The following is an 18169-nucleotide window of genomic DNA, read 5'->3' as shown; positions in this document are numbered from 1 at the left end:
CCGAGAAAATGCTAAAGAAGCACTATAAGAGCGCTCTTATATTCTTGATCAAAAAAGTATTTAAAAACTATAAAGAGCGGTTTTTTATGAGATAAGGAGGATTTTTAAGAAGGATTGTTGCAATCTAAGGTTGAAAATATATTTTGTAGAGCTAATTACGTTTAGTGTCTATGCAGGCGTGAAGGGGGGAGGATATGGCTCTACAATATAAATGGAAACGACATTGTTGGATACTCATGTTGAGCAGCTGTTTTGTGCAAGCTGCTGCTGCAAATGAGGGGGGAACAGCACTTTTTTGTCAATCTTCAAGTTATGAAAATGATAAAGTATTTCAAGATCAATACAATGAGGATATGAAAACAGGCAGATGCATACTTGGAGCCTCTAATGATGTCATGGTAAGAACGCGCAATGAATTAGACTTTTTGAAAAAGCCTAGCGATTTTATCATGGATAAGGGTGCTAGAGTGTTTGCGAGTCAACAGGAGCTTGACAGCAGTCATCGTGACAATGCTGGATATAATGCACAAGAACAAAATACTGCATTCCTTAAAAAGCCTGAACTTATTTCCATTAAAGATGGGGCAATGTTAGAAAATTATATCCTTGATAATGAAGGTAAAGCATACATTTCAAATGATGGTGAGATTGATAGTCCAGGGCGATCCATTAATAACACTGTAAGGAATGGTGCAGAGCTTTATGTGTATGCAGGAGGACTCAGTGAGAATAGTAAAATTGAACATGGTGGAATTGAAAATGTTCAGGCTTTAAAGGGAAAACAAGGTTTTTCGAAAAATGCTGTTGTTAAAGAAGGCGGGCACCAAAGTGTTGGAAATGGAGGGAAAGTAGAGGGGACTAAAATTTATGGCGGTGAGCAGCTTGTTTTCGGCGAGGGGGATATTGGAGGAGAGATTAAAGGCAGTAGTGCTTCTCATACTATCATTTATGGTCAAGATGAAACACTAGGCCAACAAAAAGTATATGATGGCGGAAAAGTTTGGAATACAAAAGTTATGCAAGGGGGTGTCCAAGAGGTTGGACAAAAGTCTCAAAGTGCAAAAAATGGTGGTTTTGCATTTGACACAGAAGTTTTTGGTGGTGGTAAACAACGTATCTTAAAAGGCGGTCAGGCTATTGGAGTCACTTTAAATGAGAGTGCTATTCAGGAAATATATACTGATGGATCTGTAAAAAATCTAACAATGAATGATCAAACAAAATCATGGGTGCATGCTGGAGCAACATTAGAAGGCAAGACACAGGTAAACCATTCTGGGCAGATCCATCTTTATGCTGGGAATGATCAACAACGCACCACAGTAGAAGATATTATTTTAAATGGAAAAGATACAAAACTATACTCTATTACTGATGAGTTTGATGAAAAAAGTTCTTTGATACAAAAATTAAGTGGTGAAGGGAGTGTTATTTTTTCGTTTACAGGTTCTGATCCATATTATTCTCAGCTTCATGTGAATAATCTTTCAGGAAATTTACATTTCGCGTTCAATACTACGATTGCCCATAACCGTGGTGATTATCTCTTGGTTGAGAAAGGCGCTGGGAAACATACAATAAGTGTTGCTGATTCTGGAGTTGAAATCACGGATCCTTTTTCAAATAAGCGTGATTTAATTACGGATCAAAGTGGTGGAGCGCATTTTACGCTGACAGATCTTAAGGGTGAAAAAATTAACGCCATTGATGGTGGAACTTATATGTATGATTTGAAAGAAAGAAAGGATGAAAATGGAAAAGTTTGGTTTTTATCGGCAGACCGCCTCAGTGGACCAGAACCTTCTATACCAGATCCGACAAATCCTTTTTTTCCTGGAGAAACATCAACAACCCCCTCTACAGATGCAGTGTTAACGTTGTCCGTAGTTCCTGGGCTTATTTTTAATAATGAGTTGCAAATTATACGGAATGGTAGAAAAATTTGGGACAGAAATAAGAAGGATATCGAACTATGGACTTATGGGATTAAGAGCAGAGAACGTGTTGCGACAGGCCATACACACTTTAAGCTTGGGCAGACAGGTTTAGTCTTTGGTGCTGATCAGTTGAGTGAATTAAGGCATGGAGAGTTGTATGTTGGTGGTTTCGGGAGTTATGATCAAGCACGTATTTCTCATGCACGAGGTGGTGACAGCGATTTGAGCTCTTATAGTATTGGAACTTACGCAACTTATTTTGATCATCGTGGATGGTATATGGATGGTGTTTTGAAATATAATTATTACCGAGATAATTTGAAAGCCATATCAACGAATGGTTTAGCCATTCAAAGTCATTACAATCAGTGGGCGATAGGTGGATCATTTGAGATTGGTTGTTATTTTGAACCGGCACAGAATACTTGGATGCAGCCTTATATCAAGCTAACAGGTTTGCAGGTTGAAGGTAAAAGAATAAAACTTTCCAATGGAATGATAGGTGATCTAAGCCCATTAACTTCATTCCGCAGTGAAGTTGGATTGACTGCAGGACATGAATTTTTTGTGAGTTCAGAAACTTCATTAACAGCTTACATTATGGCAGCTTGGTTGCGTGAGAATATAAATAATAATTATACGACAATTAATAACCAGTATAAATTTATTACAGATTTATCAGGCAGTGCGGGTAAATTGGGAATTGGTTTAAACGGTTCGGTCAATGATAAACTAACACTTTATGCGGAAGCACATTATCTAAAAGGACATAAGATTAAGAATGCTCTTCAAGGTATTTTAGGATTACGCTATAGTTTCTAAATATGTGTGCATGGCTGATTAACTTTACAAATGTAATTGTTTTGCAAACTTAAACAGATAACGTTCGGCTATGTCTTCTCGAGAGTGTAAGGACTTTCTCAAATAGTAGAAATGTCTTTATACTCTCTCTTTTAAAGGCAACATACTGAATTTATAATAATAATTCATTTCTATGCATGTTGAATGAGAGTCGCGAAAATCATAGGATTCTCTCATTCCAAATCTGTTTATGTTGAATCAATCAAAACCATTTTCTTGCACGTCACAAGCAGGGAAGCCTGCGTGGATAAAAATTGTACAAGAAAGAACTAAAAATACCTCTTATAAACTGCCTCAAGTACCAAAGGGTGTCGCGTTGCAACATTTTAGGGCTGGAAAAGTGTATGATGATATCGGCTCGCTTCTTCATAAGCGTAAAGATTGGGGGGGGTCAATGGCTTTACCGGTATATCATTCATGGATGACGTGGCGAAATGGGCTTGAGTGCATTGAGAGATGTCTCTTTAAAACAAGTGAGTGAATGTACAACCCAATGGCGTTTTGTTTTACGTGAAGAGGGGGCCCCATTAAAGGGCACGAGCATTTTTTTCATCTATAATTCCAGATATGCAAATTATTCCTTTAACTTAAGTGAACATTTTGAATTTTATTCAATTTTTCTGCCTTAAGTTAGAGTTTTTTAGTGGTTTATAGATAAACAACTTTAAGTTGTTTAAATTAAAAAAATACACTAAAAAATTGTATTTAGACATAAATAAAACACATTATGATACAATCTAAAATGAGCTATCTATGTAGTCGCGGGGTATTTTTCTAAATAATTGAGAGTGGAGTGTGGATAATGCGGTATAAATACAAATTAAGTTTTTCAGTATTGATGATCAGTAGTTGTCTTTTGCAATCTGCAAGTGTAGTTGAGAGTAGGAATAGAGTGCTAACAAGAGCAACAGATGTGGGAAATAGAGAAGAGGAAGAAAAAAATTTAGAACTGATTGCTAGTTTTTTCAAAAATAATATTACGATTGAATATGGTGATGTAGAGCTTGTTGAGAATGGAAAAACTTCCGTGGGGTCCACTATTAAAAAAGGAGGGATGCAAATAGTTACACGAGCAGGAATTGCAATGAGCGCCAAAATTTTGGGAGGTCAGCAGTTTATTCATGAAGAGCCAAATATTGATCTTACACTCGTGGTTAGACGAAGTAGTGCATATAATTCCACAGTTACTGGTGGAGATGGAGCAATAGGGCAGCAGAATGTGTATGATGGGGCAGAGACTTGGTATACGAAAGTGGGAGATAACGGAGAACAAAATCTTTATGCAGGACAAAGAAAAGAGGGGGGAAAATCAATGTATGCTGAGGTCTCTGGGAATGGGAGACAGCATGTCTTAGCGTTAGGAGAATCGGTGAAAACTACTTTGAAGGATCGAGCTACTCAAGTTGTATATCCTATAGGATTTGTAGATACTTTAACAATTACGGATTTTGCCAAATCGTGGCTACATGTTGGTGTAAAAGAAGTCGTTGGGGAAGTAAGGGTTAATCATCATGGAGAACTTTATTTGTTTGCAGGTGATTCAACAAACCATATCACCAAGAAAAGCATTCCTATAGAAAGAAAAACTGATGAAATAATAAAACCTGATGAAATAATATTTGAGATTGGTGAACGGGATACCCAGCATAAACCTCAGATTAAAATTAAAGATTTAGGTGGTAATGGAGGGACTGTTACTTTTACTTCTATTCCGTATGATCCACGACATATTTCGCTTCATGTTGAGAAACTTTCAGGGGATTTACATTTTCGTTTTAATATAAATGCTATGGGAGATTATAATAGCGATTATTTGTTGATCGATAATGGTGCCGGTAACCACAAAGTAAGTGTTACAGATTCTGGTCGGGAAATTACAGATTCTCTCCTACAAAGGAATGGTTTAGTTAGCGGAGTCAATTTAATTACCGATAAAAGCCAAGAGGGAGGTGCTAATTTTACTCTGGCAGACCTTTCGGGGACGGACATTACAGCTGTTGATGGTGGAACCTATCAGTATCGCTTGCTGAAGAGAGAAAGATGTGCTGATTCTAGTGGTCATTCTACAATTTGGTATTTATCTAGAGCTTCTGAAGATATGGGACGTTCGGATACTGAGGTACAGTGTGTGAATAAGAAAGCGAAGACTCCTCTTCCATTATCTGCAAGGAGTGGTACACAGTCTGATCAAGCCGCCTCTTCTGGAGAGAAAAACACCAGTCTTCGTTCACCTACTAAAAAAGAGATGCCCAAGCAACGTCCTCCACGTCATTTAAGAGGGGCACAGAATGTCTCTAGTGTTTCTGTATCTCCCTCTCAAGAAAATCAGACTCTTGTAGCGTTTCCTCTATCAGGTCTTCATCCTTTTTCTGATGAAAAACAACAAACTGCTGTTTCAACCTCTTCTCAATCTTTAGCCGATCAAATGACTTTGCGTCCAGTTCATAAAGAACACCCTTTTCCACAATTGAGTGAGAAACTTTCAGTTTCTCACTTTTTGACTACTCCCTCTACAGATGCGGTATTGTCTATGTCTGCGGCTCCAGCGATGGTTTTTCACAATGAAATGCAAACTGTACGTGCGGGAAGAGGAATTCTAGATAAAAGTAAAAAGAATGCAGCTTTATGGACCTATGCGATTAAATCTAAAGAGAGCATTGCGACAGAGCATATAGATTTTAAACTGGATCAGACCGGTATCGTTTTGGGGATCAATGGTTTAAGCGAGTGGGAAAATGGAGAGTTTTATATAGGTGGTTTTAGCAGTTATGATCGTGCCCGTGTTGCGCATGCACGGGGGGGTAACAGTGGAATCAATACTTATGGTATTGGTGCTTATGTCACTTATTTTGATCATAGTGGATGGTATCTCGATGGTATTTTAAAATACAATCATTATCAAAATACTCTAAAAGCCGTTTCAACGAATGGTTTAGAGATTGAAGGAACATATACTCAAAGGGCATTGGGAACTTCCTTTGAAGTTGGTTATCGACTTAAGACGTCAAAGAACAGTTGGTTACAGCCTTATGGACAATTTACATGGTTACAAGTTGAGGGTAAAGAAATCAAGTTATCGAATGACATGACAGGTGACATGCGTCCATTCACTTCATTACGCAGTGAGGTTGGCTTATCTTTAGGATATGAATTTGGTTCTCACATGGATTCCTCATCGCTTGCGTATATTACAGCAGCATGGTTGCGTGAGAATAAAGATGACAATCAAACGTTAATTAATCAACGCCATCCATTTACCACTGACTTGTCGGGGAATGCAGGTAAATTAGGAATAGGTTTAAGCAGTTTAGTGAGTGAGAAGTTAAAGTTATATGGTGAGGCCCATTATATTAAAGGGCGTAAAACAAAACAGTCCTTTCAGGGTATTTTAGGTGTACGCTATCGTTTCTAACGATATGGTTATTTTTTAATTGATCTCAATGATAATTTTGATGGAAAGCGTTGAGGAATATAAAAGAAGTTCAACATTTGCTAAGGAGCGGTAGCGCATCTTTATGATGGGATGAGCAATTGCAGGTGTTTTTATTAAAGTCTTCTTTATAATTCATTCTATATTTTTGAGAATTTGTATAGATTTTTGCAGAGTCACTTGGCAAAGGGCTCCTTGCTCGCTATAGAAATGGCTAGAGAATATTATAAATGAAATAAAGGTGGTTAAATGGCTTTAGAGCGTACTTTTTCGATGATTAAACCAGACGCAACCCGTCGTAATTTGACTGGCGCAATTACTAAAATGCTTGAGGATGCGGAGCTACGTGTTATTGCGTCTAAACGTGTCTGGATGAGCAAACGTGAGGCTGAAAAATTTTATGCTGTTCATAAAGAACGTCCTTTTTTTAGTGAATTGGTTGAATTCATGTCTTCTGGTCCAACCGTTGTACAAGTTTTGGAAGGTGAAAATGCAATAGCTAAAAACCGTGAAGTAATGGGGGCTACGAATCCTAGTGATGCAGAAGAAGGGACAATTCGTAAGGTTCATGCTTTATCGATTGGCGAAAATTCTGTCCATGGATCCGATAGTGCTGAAACGGCAAAAACAGAAATCGCCTTTTGGTTTCCTGAGGTAGAAATTGTTGGTTAATAAAGCGTTTATAATAATAAAGCGTATATAAGAAGCAAAAATCCGAAACACTATATTTCGGTTTTTTGCTTATGAGATTATAGATTTTTTTGAAAGCATATGGAGCATTAATCGTTTTTTTAGCTTTTAATATTGCAGCTGCTTTTACGAAAATATAAAGGCTATTTACTCTTTTTTGAATAGCTTTTATCTACACGTCTCCCTTATTTGTAATGTGCAAAAAAGCATTTTATTGATCTATCATTAATAAAAATAAATCAATCTTATGCTATTCTCATCTCTTATTTAAGTACAAAAAGATAAATCATCATTATAAAATTCCATACTATTCATAGGATAACGTGTTTTAAACCTGCACGAAAATAATCCCACCCTGTCCACAATGTAAGGAGGGCAGAAATCCACAGCATAGTAATGCCAAACTCTACTGTGTAAGGGAAAATTTTATTACCGGCTGGTCCAGCTAAAAGAAATACAATAGCGATCATCTGTACAAAAGTTTTCCATTTTGCAAGACGAGAGACAGGAACACTAACTTTTAACTCCGCCAAATATTCACGTAATCCTGATACAAGAATTTCTCTGCAAAGAATGATAATAGCTGCCCATAGAGTCCACCCAGCGATGGTACTGTCTGCGGCAAGCAAGAGCAAACAAGCAGAGACGAGAAGTTTATCGGCAATTGGATCTAACATGCGACCAATATTGGATGTTTGTTCCCAAATACGAGCAAGGTAACCGTCAAGAAAGTCAGTAATGGATGCAACGATAAAAATAGAAACAGCAATCCAGCGAGTGATATCACTTGATTGTAGTCGCCCTTCTAAAAAAAAGCATGCAACAACCATTGGGACTGCAACAATTCGTGCATAAGTTAAAATATTTGGAAAAGAAAAAGTATGATTTTTCATGGAGCCATTTTTAATTCTTGTGAAAGAGAATATATTTCCTAAACGTAACAAGGCGAAGGTTATGAAACAAGCCTATTTTTCATGAAAATGGTTATAAATTTTTTGTGCAATTGTCATAGAGATTCCCGTAACTTTTTTTAAATCTTCAAATGAGGCACTAGCAACAGCTTTGGCACTTCCAAAATGATGAAGCAATGCACGCTTTCTTGTCGGACCGATATTTTCGATTTCATCAAGTGGGTTTTTGAATGTTGCTTTTTTTCGTTTTATCCTATGAGTTCCAATCGCAAAACGGTGTGCTTCATCACGCAGACGTTGCAAAAAATAGAGGATAGGATCACGTGGAGGAAGTGTAAAGGGGGGAATACCTTTTATAAAAAATCGTTCACGTCCCGCATGACGGTCAACACCTTTGGCGATTCCAACAACTGTGAAGAGATCATTTAATTGTAATTCAGCAAGTATTGCATGTACGCTGTTGATTTGTCCTTCACCACCATCGATTAAGATAAGGTCAGGCCAAATGGGAAAAAGATCATCATCTTTTATGTTATGACTTCTATTTGGCAGATCATGCTCTTTGATAAGGCGTGAAAATCTTCGTTTAATCACTTCTTTCATCATGCCAAAATCATCGCCAGGCGTGATATCTGTTGAGCGAATGTTGAATTTTCGATATTGATTTTTAATAAATCCCATTTGACCAGCAACAATCATAGCCCCTACAGCATTTGTTCCCATGATATGAGAATTGTCATAGACTTCTATCCGGTGTGGAGGAAAAGGTAGTTGGAATGTTTTAGCAAGACCTTGAAGCAATTTTGTATGGGTGGCTGTTTCAGAAAGCTTATGTTCAAGTGCTTCATGAGCATTGAGATAGGCACGATTAACAAGAGTTTTCCGTTCACCTTGTTTAGGTAAAGAGAGGGATACTTTGTGGTTTGCTTTGAGACTAAATGCTTCTGTAAGAAGTGCCTTTTCTTCAATTTCTTCAGATAAAAGGATGCTTTTGGGAAGTGGTTTATCATCGTAAAATTGGGCAAGAAAACTCGCTAAAATTTCAGTGCGGGAAAAAGAGGGATCTGCTTTAGGAAAATAGGCACGGTTTCCCCAATTTTGCCCCATGCGAAAAAAGAACACTTGAATACAGGTCATTCCTTCTTTTTGCGCAATTGCAAATACATCCGCTTCTTTTATCGTTTGAGGATTAATACCTTGATGGCTTTGTATGTGAGAAAGGGCTGATAAGCGGTCACGATAGGAAGCTGCTTGTTCAAAATCAAGATTTTCTGCGGCTTTATGCATAGCTTGAACCATATCGCTTTTAATAGATTGATCTTTTCCCGAAAGGAACGCTTTTGCTCCTTTCACCAGTTCTTTATAATCACTGTCACTAATTTCATGAGTACAAGGTGCAGAACATCGCTTAATTTGATAAAGCAAACAGGGGCGTGTACGGTTTTCAAAAACTGAATCAGTACAGGTTCGTAATAAAAAGGCGCGTTGTAAAACATGAACTGTTTGTGTCACTGCACCAGCAGAAGCAAAAGGACCAAAATAGTGAGCTTTTCGTGTTCGAGCACCACGATGTTTGTAAAGTGCAGGCACTCGATGATCATCTGTAATCATAATATAAGGGAAACTTTTATCATCACGCAGGAGTACATTAAAATGTGGATGCAATCTTTTGATGAGATTGGCTTCTAAAAGGAGTGCTTCTGTTTCTGTATGGGTGACGATAAATTCCATATGATATGTTGCACGAATCATGCGGGTAATACGATTATTGTGTCCTTGTTCACGTGTATAGTTTGAAACACGTTTTTTGAGATTACGGGCTTTGCCAACATAAAGAATATCACCATTTTCACCAATCATCCGGTAAACCCCTGGCTTATGCGGAAGGTGTCTAACAAACTCTTGTATGAATTTGATACCTTGGAACTGATTTTTCTCATTGCTTTGATTGGCATTATGCCATGTAACATTAGAGAGAAAAGAAAGTTTTTCCCGTTCATTTTGCGGACAATTTGTATTATTTTTCAGGACCATTCCGTTTGTTACGAATATGTTGTTTGTTTAATATATGAAATATTCTTTTTTATTAAATAATGATTATTTATGTCTTTATAATTTTTTTCTATAAATAATATCTTATAACATAAGAGTATGATTTTAGAGAGCCGATCTTTCATAAAAAATATGAGAGTTGTTATTCTAAGACAGCTTTATGAATTTGCCCAATTTATCCATTAAAATGATTGAAATAAGAAATCCATGATGATTAAGAGGATAGACTTTCTAAAAGGAAAAAAATTAATTCACGCTGATCGTTATTAGCTTACCATTATAATATGTTGGTATTATCCAAAGAATCAAAGAACTTTATCATTTAATGCCTTTGTATTTTACAACATGATATTTGATTTAGAAAAAATATCAGAGAAAGATCTAACATAACAGATGTTCTTTTTGAAGCCACTTATGCGTTATTTGGGCATTTTCATCTTGTCCCAGACGGTTGATAAGAAAGGGGCTGAGTTTTTTCATTTCTTCTTCCAAAAGGTAGGGAGGGTTAATAATAATCATACCACTTCCATTCATTGTCGGTGGACTTGAACTTTTTCGGATACGCATTTCAAGCTGTAGAATCTTAGGAATTCCGGTTTGATAAAGCGCGTGAAGAAAACTTTCAATTTCTTTGTCATATTTAACAGGATACCATAAAGCGTAGATTCCTCCAGAAAAGCGACGATAGGCTTTCGTTAATCCATCAATAAGGCGGGAAAATTCTCCAGTTTTTTCAAAGGGAGGGTCAACAAGGATAAACCCACGTTTTTCTTTTGGTGGTACATGAGCATTTAAGGAAAGCCAACCATCTAAATGCAGAACTTTTGTTTGATAATCTCCTGCAAAGTTTTTTGCTAAAATATGATAATCTTCATTGTGCAATTCTATTGCGGTGAGGCGATCTTGTTTCCGTAATAATTGACGAATAAGAACAGGAGATCCAGGATAAAATACAATTTCTTTTTCCCCTTTATTGAGGGCATCAATGATATCACACCATGGACAAAGGAGTGTTCTTAAATCTTCTGGGATAGGAGTTGAAAAAAGTCGTTGGACACCTTCGCGACACTCTCCTGTTTTATGTGCTTCTAAAGAAGAAAGGTCATAAATACCGATTCCAGCATGCGTATCTATAACGCGAAAAGCTTTTTCTTTGCGTTTGAGATATTCTACAATGCGAGTGACAATAATGTGTTTAAAAACATCAGCAAAATTGCCAGCATGATAAATATGCCGATAATTCATGGAGTAAACTCTATCATATGTATAACTGTACCGGATTATTAGCATAGAATAATAGAATTGATATCCATAAAAATACTCTTGTAGAAATCAAACAATACCCTCACTCCCAAATTATACACTACAGAAAAAATATTAATGTCATTGGAGCATTTATTCACAAGGCTATTTTTATATTATGAGATTAATCGTTAAAATTTTAAATTTTTTATATGAAAGATAGACAAGAAGAGATCAAACATTTCAATAGAGATATTTATGTTGTAAGAGAAATTTTTTATGATCGCGGACTCTTCTAGGAAGACTATAAAAAACACTCAATTAACGAGAATATTAGTGAAGTTTGTTGAAAATTGAAGGGTATCTTTCAAATTCATTCATCAATTTGCTTGTTTAAAGATTAAAGAATTTCAAATGCTTGATAAAAACATTGTTACATTTATAAGTTTTTTAGCAAGCGTAAAATTATGGATAGAGCAATAAAGTGCTGGTGTTATAGTGATAGATTTTTGTAAAAGTGTGAATGAATTTCATTGCTTTAAGCGGAGCCAAAGCTTTACATTATACACGCTAAATAGCTAGGTTATTGTGTATGATGCTAAAATAAAACTTTTGAAAATTGATATGTGCTCTGCAAGCTATCTCAATCAAAATGAGGAATTTTAAACTAAAGTAAATAGGTTTATCTATCTCTAACACTGTATTATCGAGCGGCTTTATGAGGTAATCTTATAAAAAAGGCTAGGATAAGAAATTCTTTTTATATGGATTATGCTTCTATACCATGCTTTTGATTGAATGTAATTTTCTATTCATGCCCATTCTGTTTTCAATACTGAGATAGGTTAAACACATGATATTATGAGAACGCATGCCCAGAATCCGGAGACTTGTAATAGTTAGAGCATACAGTGGCTTAGAGAGCTGGTTATATGGAGGTATTTTACTGAATAAAGGCACAAGCTGGTACCTTTTTTATTTTTTAGCAGTATTGCCATACCTCTTGGCACTTGAGTTGGTTCATAAAGTACATTTTTACTCTTTCCGCTAATAGTTTTATTTACACGACAGATATTTAATTGAATACGATGATGGCTCATATTTCGTATTGTATATGGAATAATGGATGATAAAATTCCCACCCCAACGCAAAGAGTAAATGTTGTGCGTAAGATGATCGTTTTTGAAGAGACTGATGATGTGTTAAGAAAGTTTTTTAGAGATTTTTCTTTCTGATTTTTTTAATTGAATACGTAAAATGTTTTACAGCATGTTATGATTTTTATCAGTAAAGGATAATTTGGCGGAAATGTTTGTAATGATACGTACAACATTGTTTAAAAGGAAAGACATTGGCTATAGTATTTACAGGAAGATGAGTAACCTAAGAGATCAGATGAAGTTATTTTAGAAAAGTTTTTAAGTGTTTTGAACTTTGTATGAAGTGGTTTATCATTTTTGAATGGTTTGTGTTATAATACGCTAAAAAAGGATGAGAGGATAAAAAGTTCTTTTTGCAATAAAAGCGTGTAATTGCTTTTAAGTTAAGAAGAAAATATATAAGTAAGATATTATATTTGATACCTCCTTCAGAGGAAGCATGAATAAATGAAATCAAATTTAAAAGCATAAAGTTAGAGAGAATAATGGGTAATATTTTTTCACCAACGCATTTAATTATAATTTTATTGATTATCTTTGTGCTTTTCGGTCGCGGTAAAATTTCTGAATTAATGGGCGATGTTGCTAAAGGAATTAAAGCCTTCAAAAAAAATATGAAAGAAGAAGATGATAGCATTGAGGATAAAGTTGAAATGGCTCCTACTTCCCAAATGATTGATGTAGAATCTCAACAATCTCAGCCGTTATCGGTAAAACATGCAACAGCGCGCAGAAAGGTTTCTTCTGCTTCTAAAAAAAGCAAAACATCTGTTGCTAAAAAACAGTAACAAAAACGCAATCATCATTGTGCAATATTTTTTGATGAGAAAGTCGAATTAAGAGATGTTTGGGATTGACGGACCAGAGTTTATCGTAATCTTACTTGTTCTCATCATTGTCGTTGGACCAAAAGATTTACCTAAAATATTAAAGACAGTAGCAAAGATAAGAGCGTATGTGTATTCAACAGCAAATGAACTTCGTCATCAGTTTGATGATGTAATAAAACAAATCGAGCGCGATAATTTGCAAAAAGTATGTTCGGATATTAGCGATTCAAGCAAGAAGTTGGCAGAAACTTTTGATCCCACTCAAAATATATTAGAGGATATCCACGATAATTGGGATGTTAAGGAAACACATCATAAATCAAAAAAAGATAAAGAAATTTTGGAATGTGATCAAAACGTAACCAATAAAGATACGACAGTATCTATTGCTTCTAAAGATAAAGAAGATATGTCATGAATGTTAAGAAAGATGAAGTTGATGCTAATATGGCTCCACTTTTAGAACATTTAATTGAACTTCGTCAGCGAATTATTTCTGCCTTGGTTGCATTTATGATCGCTTTTATGATGTGTTTTCTTGTTAAAGATTATATTTTAAATTTTTTACTATGGCCATATCAGTGGGCAATGAAAATAGCAGAGGGTAATCCTGAGGGGATTCGTTTACAATCAACGCAAGTATGGGAAACTTTTTTAACGAAGATGAAGCTTTCTGTTTTTGGGGGAATTATTTTATCTTTTCCCTATACGGCTTTTCAGTTTTATAGTTTTATTGCACCAGGGCTTTATAAAAATGAGCGTATGGCTTTTTTACCATTTCTCATTGGGGGGCCTATTTTATTTTGTATTGGGGGAGCGTTTGTTTATGGTCTATTAGCGCCAATAATACTATGGTTTAGCCTTTCTCAACAATTTCTTCCAGATGTTCATTTAAAAATAGAGTTTATAGTGCGTATTTCTGATTATTTGGGCTTTATGACATCGTTTATCCTAATTTTTGGTTTGATTTTTCAATTACCTCTTGTCATCAGTCTTTTAACAAAAATTGGATTTGTAACATCTCATGATTTGGCGTCTAAACGAAAATGGGCTATTTTGCTCTCTTTTATCATAGCGGCAATCATAACGCCGTCGGATTTTTTTACGATGTTTGCAGTGGCTTTACCAACGATAGCACTTTACGAGATTTCAATTTTAATTGCTTACAGTATAGAAAAGAGAAGAAAATCCGCTTAAGAAAAGTGTATAATCTTATGCGATAAGGAATGAATAAAAACAATATAAATGAGGAATTTTTATGCTTGATATTAAGTGGATTCGTGACAATCCTGAGAAATTAGATAAAGCACTCGTAAGTAGAGGTCTTGAGCCACAAGCTGAAAGGTTAATACAACTTGATCTTGCACGTCGGTCGTATATTGCTAAGGTGCAATTGGCGCAGGAACGTCGCAATGCTGTTTCAAAGGAAATAGGACAGGCTTTAGCGGTATCGGATCAGCAAATGGCTGAACGTCTTAGGGCTGAAGTTGAAGAGATTAAAGCTTTTCTTTCCTCTGCAACAGTGGAAGAAAAACAGCTGACGGAGAGTCTTGAGAAACTTCTTTCAGCACTTCCAAATATTCCATTAGATGATGTTCCAGAAGGTAAAGATGAAAGTGATAATGTCGTCATTCGACATTTTGGTACACCTCCAACATTTAATTTTACACCAAAGGAACATTTTGATCTTGGTCAAGATCTCAAACAGATGAATTTTGAACGAGCTAGTCGTTTGTCTGGAACACGTTTTACAGTACTTTCAGGGGCATTAGCACGGCTAGAACGAGCATTAGGCCAGTTTATGCTTGATGTGCATGTCAATGAGAATGGTTACACAGAAGTCTCAATACCTCTTCTTGTTCGTGATGAGATTGTTTACGGAGCAGCACAATTACCGAAATTTGCTGAAGACCTTTTTCGTACAACAGATGGTCGATGGCTTATTTCCACAGCAGAAGTGCCATTAACCAATTTGGTCAACGATGAAATTCTTGAAATATCAGATTTACCACTGCGATTTTCTTCTTTATCTCCCTGTTTTCGTTCAGAGGCGGGAGCAGCCGGTCGTGATACGCGCGGTATGTTGCGTCAGCATCAATTTTGGAAAGTTGAAATGGTCTCGATTACCAGTGAAGAGCAGTCTTTAATTGAATTGGAACGTATGACGGAATGTGCAGAAGATATATTAAAGCGGCTTGGTTTGCCTTTTCGCACAGTGGTTCTTTCTACGGGTGATATGGGGTTTGCAGCGCGTAAAACCTATGACATCGAGGTTTGGCTTCCTGGTCAAGAATGTTATCGTGAAATTTCTAGCTGTTCAGTTTGTGGAGATTTTCAAGGTCGCCGTATGAATGCGCGCTATCGTAAAGAAGGCGATAAAAAATTGCATTTTGTTCATAGCCTTAATGGTTCTGGTACGGCTGTTGGACGTTGTCTTATTGCCGTACTTGAAAATTATCAACAGGCTGATGGATCAATTATTATTCCAGATGTTTTACAACCTTATATGGGAGGCATGCGCTGTATTACTGCTTAATTTTACGAAAGGAGAGACAATATGCGTTTATTGCCAAGAGGTGATGATACACAGACGCAAGTTTTTGCCATTTTAAAAGAAGCAGTTTGTCAGTATGATAAAAGTGCACCTCCATTGGAGATTGAATGATACTATGGGGCAAAAGGGTATTTTACAATTTCGTGAGGAGTTAGCCGCTCTTGTACTGAAAATGCGTAGCAAAGGCATTGATGACGTGCGATTTTTTTCGGCATTAGAGAAAATTCCGCGTCAACAGTTTGTTGCTGCTCCTTGGTTCAATAGTGCTTATGATAATAAAGTTATTCCCCTTGAGTGTGGTGAATATATGGAACGTTTGGAAGAACAACTCTTAATTCTTTCGGCATTATCGTTGAAAAAAAGGCATCGTGTCTTAGAAATTGGTACAGGATCTGGTTTTTGTACTGCTCTTATGGCATGTCTGAGTGACCGTGTGACAACGATTGATCGTTATAAAACGCTTGTTGATTTAGCACGCCAAAAATTTCAAACTTTAGGAATTGAAAATATTGTTATACGGCAGATTGATGGAAGTCATAGCGTGACAGGCTTAGGATCATTTGATCGCATTCTTATTTGGCCATCACGTTTTGATGAACCAAAGGAATTTTTAGAACTTTTAGCTGAAAATGGAATTCTCATTCAGGCGATAGGACCTGACGAAGGGGTACAAACGGTGACGCGCTATACAAAAATTGGTAGTCGATTTGAGTGTTTAGAACTGTTCCAAGTGCGTTACCAACCTTTTATTAAAGGCATTGCGGAGATACTTTAATTTTTAAAAGCTAAGAAGTTTCTGCGAATTGTCTACGTTAAATTCATTTTGATCTTATATAAAGATATTTATGAATAAAACATCTCATTTTAACTCTTCGGTAATTTAAAAAAGCTTTAATGGAGTGAGTTGATTATTGATGAGTGAGCAAAACGATGTGTCTAAAAGCTTTGGATAATATTTTCCAGCATAATTTTCAGAGAATAACTTTGTTAGCGGTGGTAACTATTGTTGCTGGTTGTAGTTCTGGTACACAGCGTTTTTCCAATACGTTCTCTCATCGTACGGTATCATCTCAATCAAATATATCAAGCACTATGTATACAGACCCGCGAATGCTATCATACGGTAGTGGTATGATACAAAGCACTGAATTGCCACCTGTGGAATCAAGCGATGATTCGTGGGGAGATGATAATTCCCCCTATAATTTTCCACATCAAGATAGGATAACTTCTTCTGATGGTCGCGTTATGGGCTCCCCTCCACGTAATCTTGGAACACTTTCTCGTTCACAAATGGATAAATCTCCTATTTTTCGGCGGAATTCTTATATTGTCCAGAGCGGAGATACACTGCTCAGTATTGCACGACAAGTAGGGGTTAGTGTTGAGGCATTAAAATTAGCAAATGGTATAAACAGCAATTCCATTTATATCGGTCAGGTCCTTGTTGTTCCAAGCAGGCGTACATTAGCAGCTTCAAATGCACACAATAATAACGATTGGGCAGTGTCAACAACAGAATCTGCATCCCAATCTCAAGTGATGTCCTCTATAAAAAACAAGAAGTCCTCTCCTATATATAAAGCTCCTGTAACAACGCCACCCTCTGCAAAGATGAACAAATCAAGTTCTGAGAAAAATTTTTCTAAACAGATGACGCAATTGAAACATGAGACTGGTTTGTCAAGTACTGTTACGAATACAGATAATATGACGACTCCGCAAGCCACAGGAATTTCTAAGATGCGTTGGCCAGTACGAGGGCGTTTATTAAGCCAGTTCGGTCAAAAAAAGGGAACAGTAATGAATCGAGGAATAGATATTGCAGTGCCTGAAGGGTCTTCGGTAAAGGCGGCAGAAAATGGTGTGGTTATTTATGCGGGAGATGGACTAAAAGAGCTTGGTAATGTTGTGATGATTCGACATGAAAATGATATTATCACTATTTATGGATGTAATAGTAAGCTTGTTGTTAACAAAGGACAAAGGATAAGACGCGGTGATGAGATTGCTAAATCTGGTGTTTCAGGAAATGTTAAAACGCCACGTGTCTATTTTGAGATGCGTAAGAATTCATTACCTGTTGATCCCCTTAAATATTTAGAAAACTAATTTATTGATGACTTTTACATTTGAATAGTCTTACAGTTTATAGAAAATTCATGAAAAACAATTGATTTTCTTAAATTAATAACATTGCAGCAAAAAATCATTGGTTTTAGAAAAGTAGTTCGTTGGGGTCGTTAGATATTACCATCTTTGTATTTATGAAAGTGTAAGACAATAGTATCATACTATTTGTCAGCTTTGAGTGTTCCAATTGCTCTTGCATTTGAGAGAAGCATGAAAAAGATATTTTCACGCCTTTCTTAAAAAGTTTTTATCTACAGGCTCATTTAATATGTGTGACGTGCAAGAAAATCGTTTTGATTAATTCAGAAGGTTTGAAATGAGAGCGTTTTATTGTATTTAGATCTGTCATTTGATATTAAAAACGATAA

The 18169-nt window shown here is 36.3% G+C and carries 12 protein-coding genes; 9 read left to right on the top strand and 3 right to left on the bottom strand.

What is annotated here, in order from left to right; all coding sequences use genetic code 11:
* Nucleotides 1–194 precede the first annotated feature (194 nt).
* The 3 genes from bafA (ACFIMK_RS06825) (at nucleotide 195) to ndk (ending at nucleotide 6900) form a co-directional block, all read left to right on the top strand.
* Complete coding sequence (gene bafA / locus ACFIMK_RS06825) at nucleotides 195–2759, top strand: BafA family autotransporter (protein WP_375681764.1); 2565 nt, start codon at nucleotides 195–197, stop codon at nucleotides 2757–2759.
* Nucleotides 2760–3600: 841 nt separating this feature from the next.
* Nucleotides 3601–6210, top strand: a complete 2610-nt coding sequence (gene bafA, locus ACFIMK_RS06820; RefSeq protein WP_375683098.1) for a BafA family autotransporter — start codon at nucleotides 3601–3603, stop codon at nucleotides 6208–6210.
* Between the two features lie 267 nt (nucleotides 6211–6477).
* Nucleotides 6478–6900: a nucleoside-diphosphate kinase gene (gene ndk, locus ACFIMK_RS06815; RefSeq protein WP_375612918.1), complete on the top strand. Its 423-nt coding sequence runs from the start codon at nucleotides 6478–6480 to the stop codon at nucleotides 6898–6900.
* A gap of 329 nt (nucleotides 6901–7229) precedes the next feature.
* On the opposite strand, the gene pgsA is transcribed toward ndk, so the two are convergent.
* From pgsA to ACFIMK_RS06800, 3 genes are all read right to left on the bottom strand, one after another.
* A complete protein-coding gene (gene pgsA, locus ACFIMK_RS06810; protein WP_273723320.1) occupies nucleotides 7230–7811 on the bottom strand; it encodes a CDP-diacylglycerol--glycerol-3-phosphate 3-phosphatidyltransferase in 582 nt (193 codons plus the stop codon).
* A gap of 72 nt (nucleotides 7812–7883) precedes the next feature.
* Nucleotides 7884–9863: an excinuclease ABC subunit UvrC gene (gene uvrC / locus ACFIMK_RS06805; protein ID WP_375638105.1), complete on the bottom strand. Its 1980-nt coding sequence runs from the start codon at nucleotides 9861–9863 to the stop codon at nucleotides 7884–7886.
* A 399-nt stretch (nucleotides 9864–10262) separates the two neighbouring features.
* The gene (locus ACFIMK_RS06800) at nucleotides 10263–11126 is read right to left on the bottom strand and encodes a 23S rRNA (adenine(2030)-N(6))-methyltransferase RlmJ (RefSeq protein ID WP_375612916.1); all 864 of its coding nucleotides are present in this window, start codon (nucleotides 11124–11126) and stop codon (nucleotides 10263–10265) included.
* Between the two features lie 1643 nt (nucleotides 11127–12769).
* On the opposite strand from ACFIMK_RS06800, the gene tatA reads away from it, so the two are divergent.
* The 6 genes from tatA to ACFIMK_RS06770 all read left to right on the top strand — a co-directional run bounded on the left by tatA (nucleotide 12770) and on the right by ACFIMK_RS06770 (nucleotide 17780).
* Nucleotides 12770–13072, top strand: a complete 303-nt coding sequence (gene tatA / locus ACFIMK_RS06795; protein ID WP_375612915.1) for a twin-arginine translocase TatA/TatE family subunit — start codon at nucleotides 12770–12772, stop codon at nucleotides 13070–13072.
* Nucleotides 13073–13127: 55 nt separating this feature from the next.
* Nucleotides 13128–13532, top strand: a complete 405-nt coding sequence (locus ACFIMK_RS06790) for a twin-arginine translocase subunit TatB (protein WP_375638106.1) — start codon at nucleotides 13128–13130, stop codon at nucleotides 13530–13532.
* Complete coding sequence (gene tatC / locus ACFIMK_RS06785) at nucleotides 13529–14311, top strand: twin-arginine translocase subunit TatC (RefSeq protein ID WP_375612913.1); 783 nt, start codon at nucleotides 13529–13531, stop codon at nucleotides 14309–14311. The genes ACFIMK_RS06790 and tatC overlap by 4 nt, the downstream gene beginning before the upstream one ends.
* A 61-nt stretch (nucleotides 14312–14372) precedes the next feature.
* Nucleotides 14373–15650, top strand: a complete 1278-nt coding sequence (gene serS, locus ACFIMK_RS06780; RefSeq protein ID WP_375612912.1) for a serine--tRNA ligase — start codon at nucleotides 14373–14375, stop codon at nucleotides 15648–15650.
* A gap of 133 nt (nucleotides 15651–15783) precedes the next feature.
* Nucleotides 15784–16443, top strand: coding sequence for a protein-L-isoaspartate(D-aspartate) O-methyltransferase (locus tag ACFIMK_RS06775; protein ID WP_273791164.1), 660 nt, complete (start codon nucleotides 15784–15786; stop codon nucleotides 16441–16443).
* Between the two features lie 155 nt (nucleotides 16444–16598).
* Complete coding sequence (locus tag ACFIMK_RS06770) at nucleotides 16599–17780, top strand: peptidoglycan DD-metalloendopeptidase family protein (protein WP_375611257.1); 1182 nt, start codon at nucleotides 16599–16601, stop codon at nucleotides 17778–17780.
* The last annotated feature ends 389 nt before the right edge of the window (nucleotides 17781–18169 follow it).

Source organism: Bartonella sp. AP280QHHD, from assembly GCF_042196125.1.
Lineage (GTDB): Bacteria > Pseudomonadota > Alphaproteobacteria > Rhizobiales > Rhizobiaceae > Bartonella.
This window is presented reverse-complemented; position numbering and strand designations above follow the sequence as displayed.

What these genes read in the sequence shown, in the direction of transcription:
- bafA (WP_375681764.1), top strand. Translation starts at nt 195, where the DNA reads ATGGCTCTACAATATAAATGGAAACGACATTGTTGGATACTCATGTTG.
- bafA (WP_375683098.1), top strand. Translation starts at nt 3,601, where the DNA reads ATGCGGTATAAATACAAATTAAGTTTTTCAGTATTGATGATCAGTAGT.
- ndk (WP_375612918.1), top strand. Translation starts at nt 6,478, where the DNA reads ATGGCTTTAGAGCGTACTTTTTCGATGATTAAACCAGACGCAACCCGT.
- pgsA (WP_273723320.1), bottom strand. Translation starts at nt 7,811, where the DNA reads ATGAAAAATCATACTTTTTCTTTTCCAAATATTTTAACTTATGCACGA.
- uvrC (WP_375638105.1), bottom strand. Translation starts at nt 9,863, where the DNA reads ATGGTCCTGAAAAATAATACAAATTGTCCGCAAAATGAACGGGAAAAA.
- ACFIMK_RS06800 (WP_375612916.1), bottom strand. Translation starts at nt 11,126, where the DNA reads ATGAATTATCGGCATATTTATCATGCTGGCAATTTTGCTGATGTTTTT.
- tatA (WP_375612915.1), top strand. Translation starts at nt 12,770, where the DNA reads ATGGGTAATATTTTTTCACCAACGCATTTAATTATAATTTTATTGATT.
- ACFIMK_RS06790 (WP_375638106.1), top strand. Translation starts at nt 13,128, where the DNA reads ATGTTTGGGATTGACGGACCAGAGTTTATCGTAATCTTACTTGTTCTC.
- tatC (WP_375612913.1), top strand. Translation starts at nt 13,529, where the DNA reads ATGAATGTTAAGAAAGATGAAGTTGATGCTAATATGGCTCCACTTTTA.
- serS (WP_375612912.1), top strand. Translation starts at nt 14,373, where the DNA reads ATGCTTGATATTAAGTGGATTCGTGACAATCCTGAGAAATTAGATAAA.
- ACFIMK_RS06775 (WP_273791164.1), top strand. Translation starts at nt 15,784, where the DNA reads ATGGGGCAAAAGGGTATTTTACAATTTCGTGAGGAGTTAGCCGCTCTT.
- ACFIMK_RS06770 (WP_375611257.1), top strand. Translation starts at nt 16,599, where the DNA reads ATGTGTCTAAAAGCTTTGGATAATATTTTCCAGCATAATTTTCAGAGA.